We start from the raw sequence: 17266 nt of genomic DNA on the forward strand, positions 1-17266 counted from the left end.
CACTGTCATGACCACCCTTGAACGCCCACAGCCCAAGCTTTCGATGGCGGATAAAGCCGCCCGGATCGATGCCATCTGCAAACAGGCGCGCATCCTGCCGGTAATCACCATCGCCCGTGAGGAAGACATCCTGCCATTGGCTGACGCCCTGGCCGCTGGCGGTATCCGCACCCTGGAAGTGACCTTGCGTTCGCAGCATGGCCTGAAGGCCATCCAGGTGCTGCGTGAGCAGCGCCCGGAGTTGTGCGTGGGTGCCGGTACCGTGCTCGACCGCGGCATGTTCGCTGCGGTGCAAGCCGCCGGCGCGCAGTTCGTCGTCACCCCGGGCATTACCCAGGACATCCTGGAAGCGGGTGTGGACAGCGAGATCCCGTTGCTGCCGGGCATCAGCACGCCGTCCGAGATCATGATGGGTTATGCCCTGGGCTACCGCCGCTTCAAGCTGTTCCCGGCGGAAATCAGTGGCGGCGTGGCAGCGATCAAGGCGTTCGCCGGCCCTTTCGGCGATATCCGCTTCTGCCCGACTGGTGGCGTGAACCCGGCCAACGTGCGCAATTACATGGCGCTGCCTAACGTGATGTGCGTGGGTGGCACCTGGATGCTCGACAGCAGCTGGATCAAGAACGGCGATTGGGCGCGGATCGAGGCGTGCAGCGCCGAGGCGATGGCGTTGCTGGACGCCAACTGAATTTGTTGTGTGCTTTACGGCTTATGGGGCGCTTGGTCGGCGCCCTTTTTTTTTGCCTTGGATTTGTATATTGCCTGTGCCGGCCCTTTCGCGGGTAAACCCGCTCCCACAGGTACTGCACAGTATTCAAAAGCTGTGTGGTCCCTGTGGGAGCGGGTTCACCCGCGAAAGGGCCGGCACAGAAAAACAAAAAAGCCCGCATCCAAGGATGCGGGCTTTTCATTCATCGCGGTGATGCTTAAGCCGCTTTGGCTTCCTGCGGGCTCAGCGAGCGGTTCAGCGCGCTGAACAGTGCCTTGAAGCTGGCCGTGGTGATGTTTTCATCGATGCCCACACCGTGTACCGGGCGACCGCCGGCCACGCGCAGTTCGATGTAGGCCGCCGCCTTGGCGTTGGTGCCCGCACCGATGGCGTGCTCGTTGTAGTCCATGATCTCGACCGATACCGGCAGGCCGGCGACCAGGGCTTCCAGGGCGCCGTTGCCCTTGCCGCGCCAGTGCAGGGTGGTTTCGCCTTCACCGGCGACTTCCACTTCCACGGCGCTGTGGCCGTTTTCTTCCTGCAGGCGGTGGCTGACCAGCGCATACGGGGCGTTGGCCTGGAGGTATTCCTTGTGCAGCAGGCTGTAGATCTGCTGGGCGGTCATTTCCAGGCCCAGGCGGTCGGTTTCACCCTGTACCACCTGGCTGAATTCGATCTGCATGCGGCGTGGCAGGCTGATGCCGTATTCCTGCTCGAGCAGGTAGGTGATGCCGCCTTTGCCCGACTGGCTGTTGACGCGGATCACCGCCTCATAGCTGCGGCCGATGTCGGCCGGGTCGATCGGCAGGTACGGCACTTCCCACAGCTCGCCTTCCTGCTGCTTGGCGAAGCCTTTGCGGATGGCGTCCTGGTGCGAGCCAGAGAAGGCAGTGTGGACCAGGTCGCCGACGTACGGGTGACGTGGGTGCACCGGCAGCTGGTTGCACTCTTCGACCACCTTGCGCACACCATCGATGTCGGAGAAGTCCAGCAGCGGGTCGATGCCCTGGGTGTAGAGGTTCAGCGCCAAGGTCACCAGGTCGACGTTGCCGGTGCGTTCGCCGTTGCCGAACAGGCAGCCTTCGGCACGGTCGGCGCCGGCCATCAGGCCCAGCTCGGTGGCGGCGATGCCGGTGCCGCGGTCGTTGTGGCAGTGCAGGCTGATGATCACGCTGTCGCGGCGGCTGACGTTGCGGCAGAACCACTCGATCTGGTCGGCGTAGATGTTCGGTGTCGACACTTCCACGGTGGCTGGCAGGTTGAGGATGATCTTGTGCTCGGGGGTCGGGTTCCATACTTCGATGACCGCGTCACAGACTTCCTTGGCGAACTCCAGTTCGGTGGCGCTGAAGGTTTCTGGCGAGTACTGGAAGGTCCACTGGGTTTCTGGCTGCTGGGCGGCGTATTTGACGAACAGCTTGGCCGCGTTCACCGCGATGTCCTTCACGCCTTGCTTGTCCTGGTTGAAGACGATGCGGCGGAACGACGGGCTGGTGGCGTTGTACAGGTGGACAATGGCCTTCTTCGCGCCGCGCAGCGACTCGAAGGTACGGGCGATCAGGTCTTCGCGGGCCTGGGTGAGCACCTGGATGGTGGTGTCGTCCGGGATGTGGCCCTCTTCGATCAGCATGCGCACGAAATCGAAGTCGGTCTGCGAGGCCGAGGGGAACGAGGCTTCGATTTCTTTCACGCCAACCTGCACCAGGGTCTTCCAGAAACGCAGCTTCTTCTCCGAATCCATCGGCTCGATCAGCGACTGGTTGCCATCACGCAGGTCGGAGCTGCACCAGATCGGTGCCGCCGTGATGGTCTTCGACGGCCAGGTACGGTCAGGCAGGTCGATAGTCGGGAAAGCGCGGTATTTCTTCGATGGGTCTTTGAGCATGGTCATGGAAGCAATCCTTTTGTGTGCGGCCGAGATCGGGCCTGCCGAGCAATAACGAGATGAAGGGGCGAGGCGACGCGATTCAACCTGGTAGTCGGGCGCTGACCAGGCAGAGGCTGCGATGTTGTCGGAGCAGGATGAGGGTGTTGAAGGTTTTCATGCCCTCAACCCTAACCAGTGGGTTGGGGGATGGCAAGTGTTCGGAAAAAATTGAGAGAAATGCTTAAAAAAAGCTGAATGGCGAGATTTTATCGCTAAAAAGCAAGCTGGGTTTTTGAATTGTTGCGCAGTATTTTTCGATGGCGCAACAGAATAAAACCGCTGTCTCGTGTGCCGACCTCTTCGCGGGTAAACCCGCTCCCACAGGGTCTTCGCGGCCCCTGTGGGAGCGGGCTTGCCCGCGAAGCTGGCGGCGCCGATCTCAGGGCTGGAACGCGCCGATGAAGATAGCGGGATCGACCCGGGCATCGTTCAGGCTGACGTTCCAGTGCATGTGCGGCCCGGTCGCCCGACCGGTCGAGCCCACGCGCCCGACCACATCGCCGCGGCGCAGTTGCTGGCCCACCTGCACGTCGATCTTCGACATATGGCAGAACATGCTGATGAAGCCCTGCCCATGGTCGACGAACACCGTGCGGCCGTTGAAGAAGTAATCACCTACCAGGATCACCTTGCCGTTGGCCGGCGTCTTGATCGGGGTCCCGGCCGGCACCGCGAAGTCCAGCCCGGAATGCGGGTTGCGCTCCTCGCCATTGAAGAAGCGACGCACGCCGAACTTGCTCGACAGCGGCCCGCTGACGGGTTTGTCGAGGACCAGGTTGCTCGGCAGCACCGGGCTGAAACTGCGATACGCCTTGATCTGCTCGGCCAGTTCACGGTCGATGCGCTTGAGGTCGTCCGGGTTGGGGTTGACCTGGCGGGTGTTCTTCAGGGTGATGTGCTGTTCCGGGTATTTCTTGCTGCCGACGTTGAAGGGAAGGCTGCGGCCGCCTTGGGTCAGTACGGCGGTGCCGGGCTTCTGGGTCAGCGGGATGCCGACGATGGCCAGCCAGTTGTCCTGTTCCTTGACCACCAGCACCGGCTTGCCATCGAAGCGCGCGCTAGGCGCCGTGGCTGCCGGGCCGAGGTCGACCACCGCCACGCCACCTGGCACGGGCTTGTTCAGGGTGCGGGTGATGTAGCTGGCCTGGGCGCCTGCGGCCAGCAGCATGAGGGAAAGGGCGAGCAGGTGCGCGAACAGGCGGGGCATGTGTCAGTCCAGTAAAGAGAGGGTGACCGGGGTCAGGTGATTGTCTTCGACACGTACCTGCAGCTCACCCTGGTTCAGGCGGGCGGTCAGGCGTTGGCCATTGCGGGTCTGTTCGGCACTGCGGATGGCCTGGCCATGCTCGTCGAGGAGGATGCTGTAGCCACGCGCCAGGGTCGCCAGGGGGCTGACCACTTGCAGCGTTTGCAGTTGTGCCTGGAAGCGCTGGCGGCGGTCCTTGAGCACCTCGTGCATGGCCCGTGGCAGGCGCTCGGCGAGGCTGTCCAGGCGCTGGCCCAGCAGTTTCAACGTGCGCCCCGGGTGCTGCGCGGCCAGGCGTGTATCGAGGCGCGCCAGGCGCTCACGGCGCTGGTTGAGGTTGAGCATGAACGCCCGGCGCAGGCGCATGTCCAGGTCGTCCAGGCGTTGCGCCTGCTGGCGCAGGCGCTCGCCGGGGTGGCGCAGGCGGCGGGTCAGCGACTCCAGGCGCAGGCGGTCGTGGCTCAGGCGGTTCTGCATGCGCAGCAGCAGGCGCCGCTGCAGGCCGTCCAGGCGCTGCTGCAGGCCGCTGTTGTCGGGAGCCAGCAGTTCGGCGGCAGCCGAGGGTGTAGGTGCGCGCACGTCGGCGACGAAGTCACTGATCGACACATCGGTCTCGTGGCCCACGGCGCTGACGATCGGCGTCACGCAGGCAGCCACGGCACGTACCACGGCTTCTTCGTTGAAGCACCAGAGGTCTTCCAGCGAGCCACCACCACGAGCCAGGATCAGCGCGTCGAAGCCCAGCCGGTCAGCCTGCTGCAAGGCGCGGACGATCTGGTTGATCGCCTCGCGGCCCTGCACGGCGGTGGGAATCAGGTTCAGCTCGACCTGTGGCGCGCGGCGGCGGAACACGCTGATGATGTCACGGATCACCGCGCCAGTGGGCGAGGTGATGATGCCGATGCGTTGCGGATGCGCCGGCAGCGGCTTCTTGCGCTCGGCGCTGAACAGCCCCTCGGCGCCGAGCTTTTCCTTCAGCGCCTCGAAGGCCAGGCGCAGGGCGCCATCACCGGCCGGCTCGACCGTGTCGAGGATCAGCTGGTAGTCACCACGCCCTTCGAACAGCGAGACCTTGCCGCGCACGCGCACCGCCAGGCCGTCACGCAGGGCCTGGCGCACGCGGGTGGCGTTCTGCCGGAACAGCGCGCAACGCACCTGGGCGCCGCTGTCCTTGAGGGTGAAGTACATGTGGCCGGAGGCCGGGCGGGCGAGGTTGGAAATCTCGCCTTCCACCCAGACGCTGCGGAACACGTCTTCCAGCAGCACGCGGGCGCGGCCGTTGAGCTGGCTGACGGTGAGGACCTCGCGGTCCAGGCCGAGTCGTTCGAAAGGGTCTCTGATCATGGCGGGCATCATAAAGGACATCGGCCCCGATTGTCTGTCTTGCCCCTGTCTTCGGGCATATCGCGGTCACTGCCGGAGCGCATTCATTCATGGCCGGTGCCGTCAACCCTGCATCGCCGCCACGAACTGGTGCACCATCTGTCCCGCATCGCGCCGGCAGGCCAGCGCCACTGTACTCTCGCATGCCCCTTCCAGCGCCACGAAGCTGACCGACGCCGGGGCAATTTCGCGCATGCACGCCGGCAACAACGCTACCCCGAACCCGGCCTGGATCAGCTGCAACTGCGTGGTCTTGCGCGACAGCACCTGCGCTGCCCGAGGGAAAAACCCCGCCCCCATGCACAACGAAGCCGACAGGTAACTCAACCCCCCACGGTCGCGGTGCGGGATGGAAACAAAGCGCTGTTCCCGAAGTTGCTCCAGCCGCACCTGCGCAGCATCGGCCAGCGGATGCCCTGCGGCGACTGCCAGCAGCAACGGTTCGCTGAACAGCTCGTGCAGCACCACGCCTTCATGCTGGCGCAGCACCGGCAAGCGCAACAGGCCAATATCCAGCCGCCCGGCGGCGATATCCTCCAACTGCGCCTCCGACGACTGCTGGGCGATCTCCAGCGCAATCCCCGGGTTGCCCCGCAGATAGCCGCCCAGGCGAGCCAGCAGCGGGCCGGTCAGCGGTACCGTGCTGGAGTGGTTCAGGCGCAGGCTGCCTTGTAGCCCTTCGCCAATGTCGCGGGTCACCCGCTCAGCCTGGGCCAGGTCGGCCAGCAAGCGCAGCGCGCGCTCCAGGAAGGCCTGGCCGGCCAGCGTCAGGCGCGGCAGGCGCGCGGTGCGCTCGAACAGTGGTGTGCCCAGTTGCTGCTCCAGCTCCTTGATCTGCCGGCTCAGCGCCGACTGGGCGATGTACAGCCGTTCGGCGGCAGCGCTGAAGCTGCCGCATTCGGCGATTTCCACGAAGTAACGCAACTGGCGGATCGACGTCATGTCATGCCTTTTCGAGATGGGTATGGGGCTAAAGGCATATTAGTCGGCATGGCTTATGGCTGGCTAACCTTTGCCTGTCTTCCCAGGAACTGCTGCCATGCTCGCCCAGCTGTCGTTTTCCGGCCTTGACTGGCTGCCCATCCTGCTCGGTGTCGGCGCTGCCTACATCGTCTTCGGCATCGCCGGTTTCGGCACCGCGCTGGTGGCCGGCCCGGTACTGATCCATTTCATGCCCCTGTCGCGGATCATCCCGCTGCTGGTGTTGCTGGACTTCGTCGCCGCCTTCGGCAACCTGTTGCCGTCACGCCGCGACGTGGTACGCGGCGAGCTGCTGCGGCTGTTGCCGTGCATGGCGCTGGGCTGCGCCCTGGGCGTGGTGTTCCTGCTGCACCTGAAGTCCGACCTGCTGTTGCTGCTGATGGGCCTGTTCGTCACGGCCTACGCGATCTACGGCCTGGCGGTGAGCGTGCGACCAGCCAGCTTGTCGGGCCTCTGGGCAGTGCCGATGGGCACGATTGGCGGGCTGTTCGGTGCCTTGTTCGGCAGCGGCGGTTTCCTTTATGCGATCTACCTGAACGCACGCCTCGACGTGAAAGAGCAGGTTCGCGCGACCCAGAGCGCCCTTATCAGCTGCAGCACCATCGTGCGCCTGTCGCTGTTCCTGCTTGCCGGTGTATATGCCGATACCCGCCTGTTGCTGCTCGCCGGTTGCCTGCTGCCGGTAATGTTCATCGGCCTCTGGGTTGGCCGCCGGCTGACCCTGAAGCTGTCGCGCGAAGCCTTCGTGCGCCTGGTCACCTGGCTGGTGCTGGCCAGCGGCCTGGCGCTGATCGGTCGCTACCTGAGCGGCTGAGCTGTAGAATTACAGGATTACCGCAGTCCGCAGGCCCGCTTCGCCCATGAACACCCAGAGCATCATCGTCCCCAAGCTGTCCACCGTCCCCTCGCATGAAGCCCGTTCGCGGGCCATCCTGCGCTGGCTGGTGCGCGAGAAGATCGTCGAAGAACAACTGACCACCTGCGGGCGCACCGGCAACCGCATGGGCCACGCCTTGGCCGAGGGCGCGCGCAAGGTGGCCCTGCACCCTGAGAAACTGCCATTCGGCGAGCAGGTCAACGGCCTGGAAGTGATGCTCAAGCGCTGCATCTACACGCCGACCGAGGGTTTTCTCGAGGAGGCCGGCTGCCCGGAGTGCCGGCGCGAGGTAGGCGAGCCGCTGTTCGAGAGCCTGGAAGAGTGGATGCCGGCGGTGAGCGACAACTTCACCTGCCCGCTGTGCGGCCATGAAGACGACATCAATGGCTTCATTTACTTGCAGCCATGTGCCTTTTCCAACCTTGGATTCATCTTCAACAACTGGGGCGAGGCCGGGTTTACCCAGGCCTTTCTCGACAGCTTTGCCGACTGGCTCGACCAGCCAGTGGCGGTGGTGCAGGTAAAACTGCCACAAGGCTGACCGAAGGCCCTTATTTTGCATTGAGCGGCGCGCCGTGCATGAGTATAATGGCGCGCTTCCATTTTTCCCGCCCGGGAGCCCCCGCGATGCTGCGTATCAGCCAAGAAGCCCTGACCTTCGACGATATCCTCCTTGTACCTGGCTACTCCGAGGTACTGCCCAATGAAGTCAGTCTCAAGACCCGTTTGACTCGTGGCATCGAGCTGAACATTCCGCTGGTTTCCGCTGCCATGGATACCGTGACCGAAGCGCGCCTGGCCATCGCCATGGCCCAGGAAGGCGGTATCGGCATCATCCACAAGAACATGACCATCGAACAGCAGGCCGGCGAAGTGCGCAAGGTCAAGAAGTTCGAGGCTGGCGTGGTCAAGGACCCGATCACCATCGACGCCGACGCCACTGTGCGCGACCTGTTCGACCTGACCCGCCTGAACAACATCTCCGGCGTTCCAGTGCTGGCGAACGGCGACCTGGTCGGCATCGTCACCTCCCGTGACGTGCGCTTCGAAACCCGTCTGGATGCCAAGGTCCGCGACGTGATGACGCCGAAAGAGCGTCTGGTCACCGTCCGTGAAGGCGCCGACAAGAACGAAGTGCGCGAGCTGCTGCACAAGCACCGCCTGGAAAAGGTCCTGATCGTTGACGACAAGTTCAACCTCAAGGGCATGATGACCGTCAAGGACATCGAAAAGGCCAAGGCCTACCCGCTGGCCAGCAAGGACGACCAGGGTCGCCTGCGCGTCGGCGCTGCGGTCGGCACCGGCAAGGACACCGGCGAGCGCGTTGCCGCCCTGGTTGCCGCTGGCGTTGACGTGGTTGTCGTCGACACCGCCCACGGTCACTCCAAAGGTGTTATCGACCGCGTTCGCTGGGTCAAGGAAACCTACCCGCAAGTGCAGGTGATCGGCGGCAACATCGCCACCGGCGCTGCTGCCAAGGCTCTGGCTGAAGCCGGCGCTGACGCCGTCAAGGTCGGTATCGGCCCAGGCTCGATCTGCACCACCCGTATCGTAGCCGGTGTCGGCGTACCGCAGATCAGCGCCATCGCCAACGTCGCCGCTGCACTGGAAGGCACTGGCGTGCCGCTGATCGCCGACGGCGGTATCCGCTTCTCCGGTGACCTGTCCAAGGCCATCGTTGCCGGTGCTTCCTGCGTGATGATGGGTTCGATGTTCGCCGGTACCGAAGAAGCACCGGGCGAAGTCGAGCTGTTCCAGGGCCGTTCCTACAAGGCCTACCGCGGCATGGGCTCGCTGGGTGCCATGGCGCAGGCGCAAGGCTCGTCCGACCGCTACTTCCAGGACTCCTCGGCCGGCGCCGAGAAGCTGGTACCGGAAGGCATCGAAGGCCGTGTTCCTTACAAGGGCGCCCTGGCCGCGATCATCCACCAGCTGATGGGCGGCCTGCGTTCGTCCATGGGCTACACCGGTAGCGCAACCATCGAAGAGATGCGCACCAAGCCGGAATTCGTGCGCATCACCGGTGCCGGCATGGCCGAGTCCCACGTGCATGACGTGCAGATCACCAAAGAAGCCCCTAACTACCGCGTAGGCTGAGGCTTCCAGCTACAACATGAAAGCGGGGCTGTCACGACAGCCCCGCGTCGTTTCCGATTTCCACTGACGAGATTGAGTCATGGCCCTCGACATTCACGCTCACCGTATCCTGATCCTCGATTTCGGTTCTCAGTACACCCAGCTGATCGCCCGCCGCGTGCGCGAAATCGGCGTGTACTGCGAGCTGCACCCGTTCGACATGGACGATGAAGCGATCCGCGAATTCAACCCGCGCGGCATCATCCTCGCCGGCGGCCCCGAGTCGGTCCACGAAGCCAACAGCCCGCGCGCCCCGCAGGCCGTGTTCGACCTGAACGTGCCGGTGCTGGGCATCTGCTACGGCATGCAGACCATGGCCGAGCAGATGGGCGGCAAGGTCGAAGGTTCCGACCTGCGTGAGTTCGGTTATGCCCGTGTCGACGTGGTCGGCAAGAGCCGCCTGCTCGATGGCATCGAAGACCACGTCGACGACGACGGCGTGCTGGGCCTGGACGTGTGGATGAGCCACGGCGACAAGGTCACCCAGATGCCGGGCAACTTCCACGTGCTGGCCAGCACCCCGAGCTGCCCGATCGCCGGCATGTTCGACGATTCGCGCGGCTACTACGGCGTGCAGTTCCACCCGGAAGTGACCCACACCAAGCAGGGCGGTCGCATCCTGTCCCGCTTCGTGCAGGACATCTGCGGCTGTGAAGCCCTGTGGACCCCGTCCAACATCGTTGAAGACGCCATCGCCCAGGTGCGTGAGCAAGTCGGTTCGGCCAACGTCCTGCTGGGCCTGTCCGGCGGCGTCGACAGCTCCGTGGTTGCCGCACTGCTGCACCGCGCCATCGGCGACCAGCTGACCTGCGTGTTCGTCGACAACGGCCTGCTGCGCCTGCACGAAGGCGACCAGGTGATGGCCATGTTCAAGGAGAACATGGGCGTCAAGGTGATCCGCGCCGACGCTGAAAAGCAGTTCCTCGACAACCTGGAAGGCGAAGCCGACCCAGAGAAGAAGCGCAAGATCATCGGCCGCACCTTCATCGACGTGTTCGATGCCGAAGCCAGCAAGCTGGAGAACATCCAGTTCCTCGCCCAGGGCACCATCTACCCGGACGTGATCGAGTCGGCTGGCGCCAAGAGCGGCAAGGCCCACGTGATCAAGTCGCACCACAACGTCGGTGGCCTGCCGGAGGAAATGAACCTCAAGCTGGTCGAGCCACTGCGTGAACTGTTCAAGGACGAAGTGCGCAAGATCGGCCTGGAGCTGGGCCTGCCGTACGACATGGTCTACCGCCACCCGTTCCCGGGCCCGGGCCTGGGCGTGCGTATCCTCGGTGAGGTGAAGAAGGAGTACGCCGACATCCTGCGTCGTGCCGACCACATCTTCATCGAAGAGCTGCGCAAGGCCGACTGGTACCACAAGACCAGCCAGGCATTCGTGGTGTTCCAGCCGGTCAAGTCGGTTGGCGTCGTTGGCGACGGCCGTCGCTACGCCTGGGTCGTGGCCCTGCGTGCCGTCGAGACCGTGGACTTCATGACCGCGCGTTGGGCACACCTGCCGTACGAGCTGCTGGAAACCGTCAGCGGCCGTATCATCAACGAAATCGACGGTATCTCCCGCGTCACCTACGACGTGTCGAGCAAGCCGCCAGCGACCATCGAGTGGGAATGATCCCTACCCGCCGCTGAACGAGAAGGGCCTGCATTGCAGGCCCTTTTCATTTGCGCGAGGAAAACCTATTCGCTGCCCGGAGGGTGGCCGAAATAGGCCTTGTAGGCATGGCAGAAGTTGGCGGGGTTGGCATAGCCGACATGGTAGGCCACCTGCGAGACCTGCCAGCGCCGCTCCAGCAGCAGGCTGCGGGCCAGTTCCAGGCGTTGTTGCCGCACGTATTGCAGGATAGGCCGGCCAAATTCTTCGCGGAAAGCACGGCGCAAAGTGGTCTCACCCACGCCCAGCTGGCGCGCCAGGCTGGCGGCGGTTGGCGGAGCGCTCAGTTGCGCGTCGAGCAGGCGGCGCGCTTCGATGGCCAGGTCGCGTAGCCCGCGATCCGGCCTGTTCGTGGCTTGCGCAGGGCCGATCAGGTGGCGGGCCAGTTCCAGTACGATGGCCAGGCTCAGGCTTTCGCAATGCAGGCGCCTGAGCCCGCCGGTATAAGGTGACAGATACAGCTGCTGCAGCAGGCGGCTTACTGCCGGGCAGTGCGGCAACTGATCGAAACGCATGCCGTCTGCCGTCAAGGCCAGCAGGGGTATCAGCTGTGCTTCGTCCCGGGCCAGCTCATGCAGGTAGTCACCGGCAATACGCACGCCCGCCATGCGCGCATGGCTATCGGCAGGCAACTGGTCCTGCGCCTCCAGGCTCTCGCCGAGGCCTAGCAGGTGCAGCTGGCCTGGCGTGTAGCGGTTCAGTGTGCCATCGACCTTGTGCTGCCAGGCGCCATCGAACAGTTGCACGATGCACAGGCTCTGCGGCAGCACCTTGTCGATCTTCAGCGGCTCCGGGAACTGCAGGTTGCAATCGAAGTACTGCAACCCTGTGTGTACCGTCTGCGCCCGATAGTGCCCGGTTGCGCTACCCATTATTCGCGCCTTGCAGCTGTCCAGCACACCGGCTTCGGCGAGCGACCCCGGGCTGTCGAAGGAGAAGTCGGTGTCCAGGTAGGGGCTGGTCGATGGCATGAGCGCTAAGCATCCTTGGTCGGCGGCGGCATGAGCACAAATGGTAACGCGCGCACATTTTCGGCAACAGCCATTGTGCGCGATGGGCCATCTTTTGTGCGAACCGGCCATGGGGGTTGGCAGTGCCGGCGCTGCTGTTTTCAATGGTCGATCGTTTCGCATCAGGATGGAAAAGATGTTCGCTTATCGCAAATGGGTTGCCTTGCTGGTGGCCTCGCTCATCTTCTGGCTGGGCCAGGCCCACGCAGAACAACGGCCGGATGTGGCCGAGCAGGTTGTCGCCTACATGGGGACAGAGGGCGTCAAAGTATGGACGCTGCGCATTGGCGAGCGCGCCGCCAATGAAGCACTGGTTCAGATCGAAGGGGTTGATCACGACTGGGACATGCGCATCCAGAAGATGCAGGTGGAGAAGACCACAAAGGACACCCGTTACTCGACGACGGTGGACGGCAAGAAGTTCGTGGTACTGGTCGTTCAAAGCGGCTGGGGCGGTGAACTGTACCTGCCCGGCGAGCCGCAACCGGTGCAGGTTGGCTATTCCGAGGGGCTGTCGCGTCAAGGCAATGCCCAGGCATTCCTGACCGATTACCTGGCCAAGCAGCAATGAGCAGGGAGAACGACTGACCATGGTTGAACCTACCGATCCGCTGTCCGAGCTTTCCGGCTCGCTCGGCGAAGCCTATGACCAATCCCGTGCAGCCCAGCGCGACCGGGTAATCGCCGAGCTCAAGCAGGTGATCGAGCGCGTACCGCCGCAAAGCGAGTTCACCAATTCCCGCCGTTACAAGGTCTGGGGGCCGATAATCCTGGTGGGCGCCCTGATCCTTCTGGGCGTCACCTTCAATTTGCAACGCATGGGGGCGGTCGCAGCGGGTGTCTTCATCGTCTGCATTGCTGCTGCGGTGACCTGGCAGCACCGCAACGCTGGCACCCAGGTGTTCATGCGCCTGACACGTCGGCAGTTGTTCGTCGATACGCTGGATGCGCCGGTTGATATGGCCGAAGTCGAGGACATCGCGGTCAAGGATGAAGGCCTGGTCATGGTGCAGACGCTGGAAATGAGCAGCGAAGCCGCGCTGCCGAAGCATCGTGTGGTCAAGCTGCAGTTCTTCGGTAACCAGGCGATGGCACTGAAAAAACCACGACCGCAGATCCGTATCATGTCCGCCGGTCTGGCCTGCAATGGTCGCAAGCTGGACAACGAGGAAGTGCTCGCAATGCTGGCGGCCTACCGCGATGCGGCCCACGCGCAGCGGCAACTGGAACTGATGCAGGCAGATGGATAATGCCGAGCGCGAAGCGCATCTGGCGTACCTGCAGGCACAGGCCGACGGTCCCCACGACAGCTTCGAACTGCTGGAGCGTTCGTTCGGCAAAGCGCTGGCTTGCGCCATAACCGGCCTGTTGCTCTGCGGCCTGGGCGCCTGGCTGGTCTGGCTGGCGTTGCTGTTCGGCGCTCAGGCCGGCAGTGGCGCGCTGTGGCTGCTTTCGGGCTGCGGCCTTGGCCTGCTCGCTGTGGGGCTGGCCGCTCTGGCCTGCTCCGCCGCGCTGTACCGCCGGCAGGGCAAGCGGGTATTGAGCGTGACACCCGATACCCTGTGCTTTGCCAATGCCCAGGCACCGACACCTCTGCATGCGTTCGACGGCTTCGAGGTCGAGCAAGGTTATTTCAGCACCCGCCTGATTTTCACGATGGCGGCGTCCAGCCTCGCGCCCGCGCTGCTTCCGGCCAGTTTCAAAGGGCTGGCCTCGCCTGACGCGATCACTGTGGCCGGTGGCTTGCGCGTGCGTTTGTGGCTGTGCACACCCGTGGTGAACGGACGTCGTCTTGACCTGCAGGCGCTGGTGGACCTGCTCTATGCGTACCGGCAGGCCGCGCAGGCCAGGCACACCCTGGCACAGCTGTTTCCCGGCGTGGCATGCGTGGGGGTAAAGGCTCCATGAAGCGCCTGGGTTGGGGGCTGGTCATGCTGCTGTTGCCGCTGGCGCTGTTCGGTTGGGCCACTGTGCAGCACTGGCGGGCGGAGACGGCGCAAGAGCAGGCGCGGATCACCCGGAAATGGCTGGCGGCACCCAGCGATACCCTGCTGCAGGCACTGCCTTGGGCTGCACGCAAGCAATTTGCCGGGCGCGTCGACACGCGTGAGGTGCTGCAGCGGCAGTTGGACGAACTCGACAGCGACCGTCAATGGTTGAGCATGCGCAAGTCCATGGCCTGCCTCGGCGGCTGGCTGGCACTGGGCGCTCTGGTCGCCGGCATTGGCGCTTGGCTCAGGCTCAGAGTCGACGCCTGGCGCGCCTTGCGCTCGGCGCTCTACCTGCATCAGCGCATGACGGCCAGCTGGCGGGTGCTGGTGCGTTGGCTGAGCGCCTACATGGGCATGCTCGCAGGCTCGCTGTGCCTTTTACTGCTCTATGAAACCAGCGCCGGCTTGAGCCATGCTGCGCAGGGTGGCTTGACCGTCCTGGTCGTGGTACTGCCGCTGGCGTCAGTCTTGGCCGTCTGCCTGCGTACCCTCTGGCGAATGCGCCAGCAGTGGCCGCGCATGGGGGCGTCAAACGCTGGTTTTCTCGGCCGTGAGCTTGAACGGCAAGAGGCTGCGGCGCTGTGGCAATGGGTCGAAGGCCTGGCAGCGCACCTGCAGACACCGGTGCCGGACCATATCGTGGTCGGCATCGACCAAGGCTTTTTCGTCACCAGCGTGCCGATTGTGCTGCAGCCTGGCCAGTCGGCGCTCAGCGGACGAACCTTGTACCTGTCATTGCCGTGTCTCAGCGTCTTGAGCCAGCAAGAGGCCGCCGCGCTCATTGGTCATGAGCTTGGCCATTTCCGCAGCCGCGATACGGAGCAGGGCAGTGAAATCAATGCTCGCTTCAGCTTGATGTGCGCACAGTTCTCGGCCATTGTCGACGCCGAGCGGGCCGTGGACTGGGTGGCCCGGCCAGTGGTGTGGATGGCCGGGCAGTTCCTGCATCACTTCCAGATCGCGGTGCATCACTGGGGGCGCGCGCAGGAATTGTTGGCGGATCGGGCCGGGGCCGAAGTGCATGGCCCGAAGCTGTTCGTTCAGGCGCTGCTGCGGGCCATTGCCTTGGGCAGGGTGGTCGATGCATTGCTGCTCGAACGCGGTGGCGAAGGGCTGCTTGCAGCGCTGACCCGGTACCTGCAGCAGGTGCCGTTGCACCTGGGCGAGGAAGTGCTCGGGCTGACAATGCCCCATCCCTTCGACACGCACCCACCCCTCGCCGCGCGCCTCGATAATCTGGACGTGATGCTTGACGCGGCGCTGCTGCAGGCCGCCATGCGCGAACCCTCTGGCCATGACCGGCAGTGGTTCAACCAGCTCTGTGGGGCTTCTGCAGCCAAGGTATGGACAGACTTCACTTAATATTTCCCATTTGCAGGTGTATCGTATTCGCCCTTCATCGCCAGCCGTGCTGGCAGCTTGATTTCGCAGAACGCGAGGTACCCGCACCGATGTCCTTCACCCGTCGACAAATGCTCAAGGGCCTGACCGGCCTGGTTGTGGTTGGCCTGGGCGCCGGTGGCGCGGCGCGTTACTGGCTGGGCAAGGTCGAGGACGACAACGCCGGGCATGACTACGAGCTGATCGCAGCCCCCCTGGACGTCGAGCTGGTGCCGGGCTTCAAGACCGAGGCCTGGGCCTTCGGCCCTTCGGCGCCAGGCACCGAGTTGCGTGTGCGCCAGGGCACCTGGCTGCGGGTGCGCTTCATCAATCACCTGCCGGTGGAAACCACCATCCACTGGCATGGCATTCGCCTGCCGCTGGAAATGGACGGCGTGCCTTATGTCTCGCAACTGCCGGTCAAGCCGGGCGAGTACTTCGACTACAAGTTCCGCGTGCCGGATGCCGGCAGCTACTGGTATCACCCCCATGTCAGCAGCTCCGAGGAGCTGGGGCGTGGCCTGGTCGGCCCGCTGATCGTCGAGGAGCGCGAGCCGACCGGTTTTGCCCACGAACGCACCCTGAGCCTGAAGAACTGGCACGTGGACGAGCAGGGCGCCTGGCTGCCCTTCAGCATCCCCCGCGAGGCCGCGCGCAACGGCACCGCCGGGCGGCTTATCACCATCAATGGCCAGGCCGATTCGGTCACCGAGCTTCCGGCCGGGCAGGTGGTGCGCGTGCGGGTGCTTAACCTGGATAACACCTGGACCTACCGCCTCAACCTCAAAGGCAACTGCGAGGCGAAGATCTATGCCCTGGACGGCAACCCGGTGACCCCTCGGGCACTGGATGATGATTACTGGCTCGGCCCTGGCATGCGCATTTGCCTGGCCATCCGTATTCCTGAGGCGGGCGAGGAGGTCTCCCTGCGTGACGGTTTCGTGCGCCTTGGCACCTTGCGTTCGGTGGCCAGCAGCGAAGCACCGGGCGAGTGGCCCAAGGCCCTGCCGGCGAACCCGATTGCCGAGCCGGACCTGGAGAATGCCGAGAAGCTCAACTTCAATTTCGAATGGGCAGCGAGCGTCTCGGTCACCAGCGACCCGGACAAGCCGTCGAGCATGTGGCAGATCAACGGCCAGGCCTGGGACATTACCGACAAGACCTGCGCCGACCGGCCGATCGCCACGTTGAAGAAGGGCAAAAGCTACATCTTCGAGCTGAAGAACATGACCCAGTACCAGCATCCGGTCCACCTGCACGGCATGAGCTTCAAGGTGATCGGCTCCAATCGCCGGCAAATCCCTGAGCCCTACTTCACCGACACCTACCTGCTGGGCAAGAACGAGCGTGCCCAGGTCGCCCTGGTGGCGGATAACCCAGGCACCTGGATGTTCCACTGCCACGTCATCGACCACATGGAAACCGGCCTGATGGCCGCGATCGCGGTGGTCTGATGCGTCCGCAGATCATCGACCGCAGCCGCGATCAGGAATTCATGGCCCTGGCTCTGGCGCTGGCTGCCGAAGGCGCAGCCATGGGCGAGGTGCCGGTGGGCGCGGTGCTGGTGCAGCATGGCCAGGTCATTGGCCAGGGCTTCAATCGGCCGATCATCGACAGCGACCCGAGTGCCCATGCCGAGATGGTGGCGATCCGCGCGGCGGCGAAATCCGCCAGCAACTACCGGCTGCCCGGCAGCACCCTGTACGTGACCCTGGAGCCGTGCAGCATGTGCGCGGGGCTGATCGTGCATTCGCGGGTGGCGAGGGTGGTTTTCGGGGCGCTGGAGCCCAAGGCGGGAATCGTGCAGAGCCAGGGGCAGTTCTTCGGCCAGGGCTTTCTCAACCATCGGGTGATGGTGGAGGGTGGGGTGCTGGCGCAGGAGTGCGGGCAGATCCTGAGCGACTTCTTCAAGGCCCGCCGGGCCAAGAGTTAACCTGCTCCGGCCTCTTCGCGGGTTTACCCGCGAAGA

General features: G+C 64.2%; 16 protein-coding genes. 11 read left to right on the top strand and 5 right to left on the bottom strand.

All coding sequences use genetic code 11. The features are described 5' to 3' along the window. Nucleotides 1-7: 7 nt before the first annotated feature. Complete coding sequence (locus tag OCX61_RS05010; RefSeq protein WP_261942854.1) at nucleotides 8-688, top strand: bifunctional 4-hydroxy-2-oxoglutarate aldolase/2-dehydro-3-deoxy-phosphogluconate aldolase; 681 nt, start codon at nucleotides 8-10, stop codon at nucleotides 686-688. Between the two features lie 238 nt (nucleotides 689-926). Here the strand turns inward: OCX61_RS05010 and leuA are convergent, their stop codons facing one another. The 4 genes from leuA to OCX61_RS05030 form a co-directional block, all read right to left on the bottom strand. Continuing rightward, nucleotides 927-2600 (bottom strand): 2-isopropylmalate synthase, encoded by a 1674-nt coding sequence (gene leuA, locus OCX61_RS05015; protein ID WP_261942855.1) that lies wholly within the window; start codon nucleotides 2598-2600, stop codon nucleotides 927-929. 415 nt (nucleotides 2601-3015) lie between these two features. Then, a complete protein-coding gene (locus tag OCX61_RS05020) occupies nucleotides 3016-3843 on the bottom strand; it encodes a M23 family metallopeptidase (RefSeq protein ID WP_261942856.1) in 828 nt (275 codons plus the stop codon). Between the two features lie 3 nt (nucleotides 3844-3846). Next, nucleotides 3847-5226: an exodeoxyribonuclease VII large subunit gene (gene xseA, locus OCX61_RS05025; protein WP_261942857.1), complete on the bottom strand. Its 1380-nt coding sequence runs from the start codon at nucleotides 5224-5226 to the stop codon at nucleotides 3847-3849. Nucleotides 5227-5328: 102 nt separating this feature from the next. Then, the gene (locus tag OCX61_RS05030; RefSeq protein WP_261942858.1) at nucleotides 5329-6207 is read right to left on the bottom strand and encodes a LysR family transcriptional regulator; all 879 of its coding nucleotides are present in this window, start codon (nucleotides 6205-6207) and stop codon (nucleotides 5329-5331) included. Between the two features lie 97 nt (nucleotides 6208-6304). On the opposite strand from OCX61_RS05030, the gene OCX61_RS05035 reads away from it, so the two are divergent. The 4 genes from OCX61_RS05035 to guaA all read left to right on the top strand — a co-directional run bounded on the left by OCX61_RS05035 (nucleotide 6305) and on the right by guaA (nucleotide 10877). Beyond that, nucleotides 6305-7060, top strand: coding sequence for a sulfite exporter TauE/SafE family protein (locus OCX61_RS05035; protein WP_261942859.1), 756 nt, complete (start codon nucleotides 6305-6307; stop codon nucleotides 7058-7060). A 46-nt stretch (nucleotides 7061-7106) separates the two neighbouring features. Next, nucleotides 7107-7664: a sugar ABC transporter ATPase gene (locus tag OCX61_RS05040; protein ID WP_261942860.1), complete on the top strand. Its 558-nt coding sequence runs from the start codon at nucleotides 7107-7109 to the stop codon at nucleotides 7662-7664. Between the two features lie 86 nt (nucleotides 7665-7750). Further along, the gene (gene guaB, locus OCX61_RS05045) at nucleotides 7751-9220 is read left to right on the top strand and encodes an IMP dehydrogenase (RefSeq protein ID WP_016713074.1); all 1470 of its coding nucleotides are present in this window, start codon (nucleotides 7751-7753) and stop codon (nucleotides 9218-9220) included. Nucleotides 9221-9299: 79 nt separating this feature from the next. Beyond that, complete coding sequence (guaA, locus tag OCX61_RS05050; RefSeq protein ID WP_027920146.1) at nucleotides 9300-10877, top strand: glutamine-hydrolyzing GMP synthase; 1578 nt, start codon at nucleotides 9300-9302, stop codon at nucleotides 10875-10877. Nucleotides 10878-10942: 65 nt separating this feature from the next. Here guaA and OCX61_RS05055 read toward each other — a convergent pair whose 3' ends face one another. Further along, the gene (locus tag OCX61_RS05055; protein ID WP_261942861.1) at nucleotides 10943-11887 is read right to left on the bottom strand and encodes a helix-turn-helix transcriptional regulator; all 945 of its coding nucleotides are present in this window, start codon (nucleotides 11885-11887) and stop codon (nucleotides 10943-10945) included. 175 nt (nucleotides 11888-12062) lie between these two features. On the opposite strand from OCX61_RS05055, the gene OCX61_RS05060 reads away from it, so the two are divergent. The 6 genes from OCX61_RS05060 (at nucleotide 12063) to tadA (ending at nucleotide 17230) form a co-directional block, all read left to right on the top strand. Further along, the gene (locus OCX61_RS05060) at nucleotides 12063-12497 is read left to right on the top strand and encodes a hypothetical protein (RefSeq protein ID WP_261942862.1); all 435 of its coding nucleotides are present in this window, start codon (nucleotides 12063-12065) and stop codon (nucleotides 12495-12497) included. A gap of 19 nt (nucleotides 12498-12516) precedes the next feature. Next, nucleotides 12517-13176, top strand: a complete 660-nt coding sequence (locus OCX61_RS05065; protein ID WP_261942863.1) for a hypothetical protein — start codon at nucleotides 12517-12519, stop codon at nucleotides 13174-13176. Beyond that, the gene (locus OCX61_RS05070) at nucleotides 13169-13834 is read left to right on the top strand and encodes a hypothetical protein (RefSeq protein WP_261942864.1); all 666 of its coding nucleotides are present in this window, start codon (nucleotides 13169-13171) and stop codon (nucleotides 13832-13834) included. The genes OCX61_RS05065 and OCX61_RS05070 overlap by 8 nt, the downstream gene beginning before the upstream one ends. Continuing rightward, nucleotides 13831-15279: a M48 family metallopeptidase gene (locus tag OCX61_RS05075; protein WP_261942865.1), complete on the top strand. Its 1449-nt coding sequence runs from the start codon at nucleotides 13831-13833 to the stop codon at nucleotides 15277-15279. The genes OCX61_RS05070 and OCX61_RS05075 overlap by 4 nt, the downstream gene beginning before the upstream one ends. Nucleotides 15280-15368: 89 nt before the next feature. Continuing rightward, complete coding sequence (locus OCX61_RS05080; protein WP_261942866.1) at nucleotides 15369-16751, top strand: multicopper oxidase family protein; 1383 nt, start codon at nucleotides 15369-15371, stop codon at nucleotides 16749-16751. Continuing rightward, entirely contained in the window at nucleotides 16751-17230 is a 480-nt protein-coding gene (gene tadA, locus OCX61_RS05085; RefSeq protein ID WP_261942867.1) for a tRNA adenosine(34) deaminase TadA, read from the top strand. Before OCX61_RS05080 ends, tadA begins: the two co-directional genes overlap by 1 nt. The last annotated feature ends 36 nt before the right edge of the window (nucleotides 17231-17266 follow it).

Origin of the sequence: Pseudomonas sp. LRP2-20, from assembly GCF_024349685.1 — a bacterium.
Taxonomy (GTDB): domain Bacteria; phylum Pseudomonadota; class Gammaproteobacteria; order Pseudomonadales; family Pseudomonadaceae; genus Aquipseudomonas.

Bases quoted from the DNA above. Each gene is read 5' to 3' on its own strand.
- OCX61_RS05010 (WP_261942854.1), top strand. From the start codon at position 8: ATGACCACCCTTGAACGCCCACAGCCCAAGCTTTCGATGGCGGATAAA.
- leuA (WP_261942855.1), bottom strand. From the start codon at position 2,600: ATGACCATGCTCAAAGACCCATCGAAGAAATACCGCGCTTTCCCGACT.
- OCX61_RS05020 (WP_261942856.1), bottom strand. From the start codon at position 3,843: ATGCCCCGCCTGTTCGCGCACCTGCTCGCCCTTTCCCTCATGCTGCTG.
- xseA (WP_261942857.1), bottom strand. From the start codon at position 5,226: ATGATCAGAGACCCTTTCGAACGACTCGGCCTGGACCGCGAGGTCCTC.
- OCX61_RS05030 (WP_261942858.1), bottom strand. From the start codon at position 6,207: ATGACGTCGATCCGCCAGTTGCGTTACTTCGTGGAAATCGCCGAATGC.
- OCX61_RS05035 (WP_261942859.1), top strand. From the start codon at position 6,305: ATGCTCGCCCAGCTGTCGTTTTCCGGCCTTGACTGGCTGCCCATCCTG.
- OCX61_RS05040 (WP_261942860.1), top strand. From the start codon at position 7,107: ATGAACACCCAGAGCATCATCGTCCCCAAGCTGTCCACCGTCCCCTCG.
- guaB (WP_016713074.1), top strand. From the start codon at position 7,751: ATGCTGCGTATCAGCCAAGAAGCCCTGACCTTCGACGATATCCTCCTT.
- guaA (WP_027920146.1), top strand. From the start codon at position 9,300: ATGGCCCTCGACATTCACGCTCACCGTATCCTGATCCTCGATTTCGGT.
- OCX61_RS05055 (WP_261942861.1), bottom strand. From the start codon at position 11,887: ATGCCATCGACCAGCCCCTACCTGGACACCGACTTCTCCTTCGACAGC.
- OCX61_RS05060 (WP_261942862.1), top strand. From the start codon at position 12,063: ATGTTCGCTTATCGCAAATGGGTTGCCTTGCTGGTGGCCTCGCTCATC.
- OCX61_RS05065 (WP_261942863.1), top strand. From the start codon at position 12,517: ATGGTTGAACCTACCGATCCGCTGTCCGAGCTTTCCGGCTCGCTCGGC.
- OCX61_RS05070 (WP_261942864.1), top strand. From the start codon at position 13,169: ATGGATAATGCCGAGCGCGAAGCGCATCTGGCGTACCTGCAGGCACAG.
- OCX61_RS05075 (WP_261942865.1), top strand. From the start codon at position 13,831: ATGAAGCGCCTGGGTTGGGGGCTGGTCATGCTGCTGTTGCCGCTGGCG.
- OCX61_RS05080 (WP_261942866.1), top strand. From the start codon at position 15,369: ATGTCCTTCACCCGTCGACAAATGCTCAAGGGCCTGACCGGCCTGGTT.
- tadA (WP_261942867.1), top strand. From the start codon at position 16,751: ATGCGTCCGCAGATCATCGACCGCAGCCGCGATCAGGAATTCATGGCC.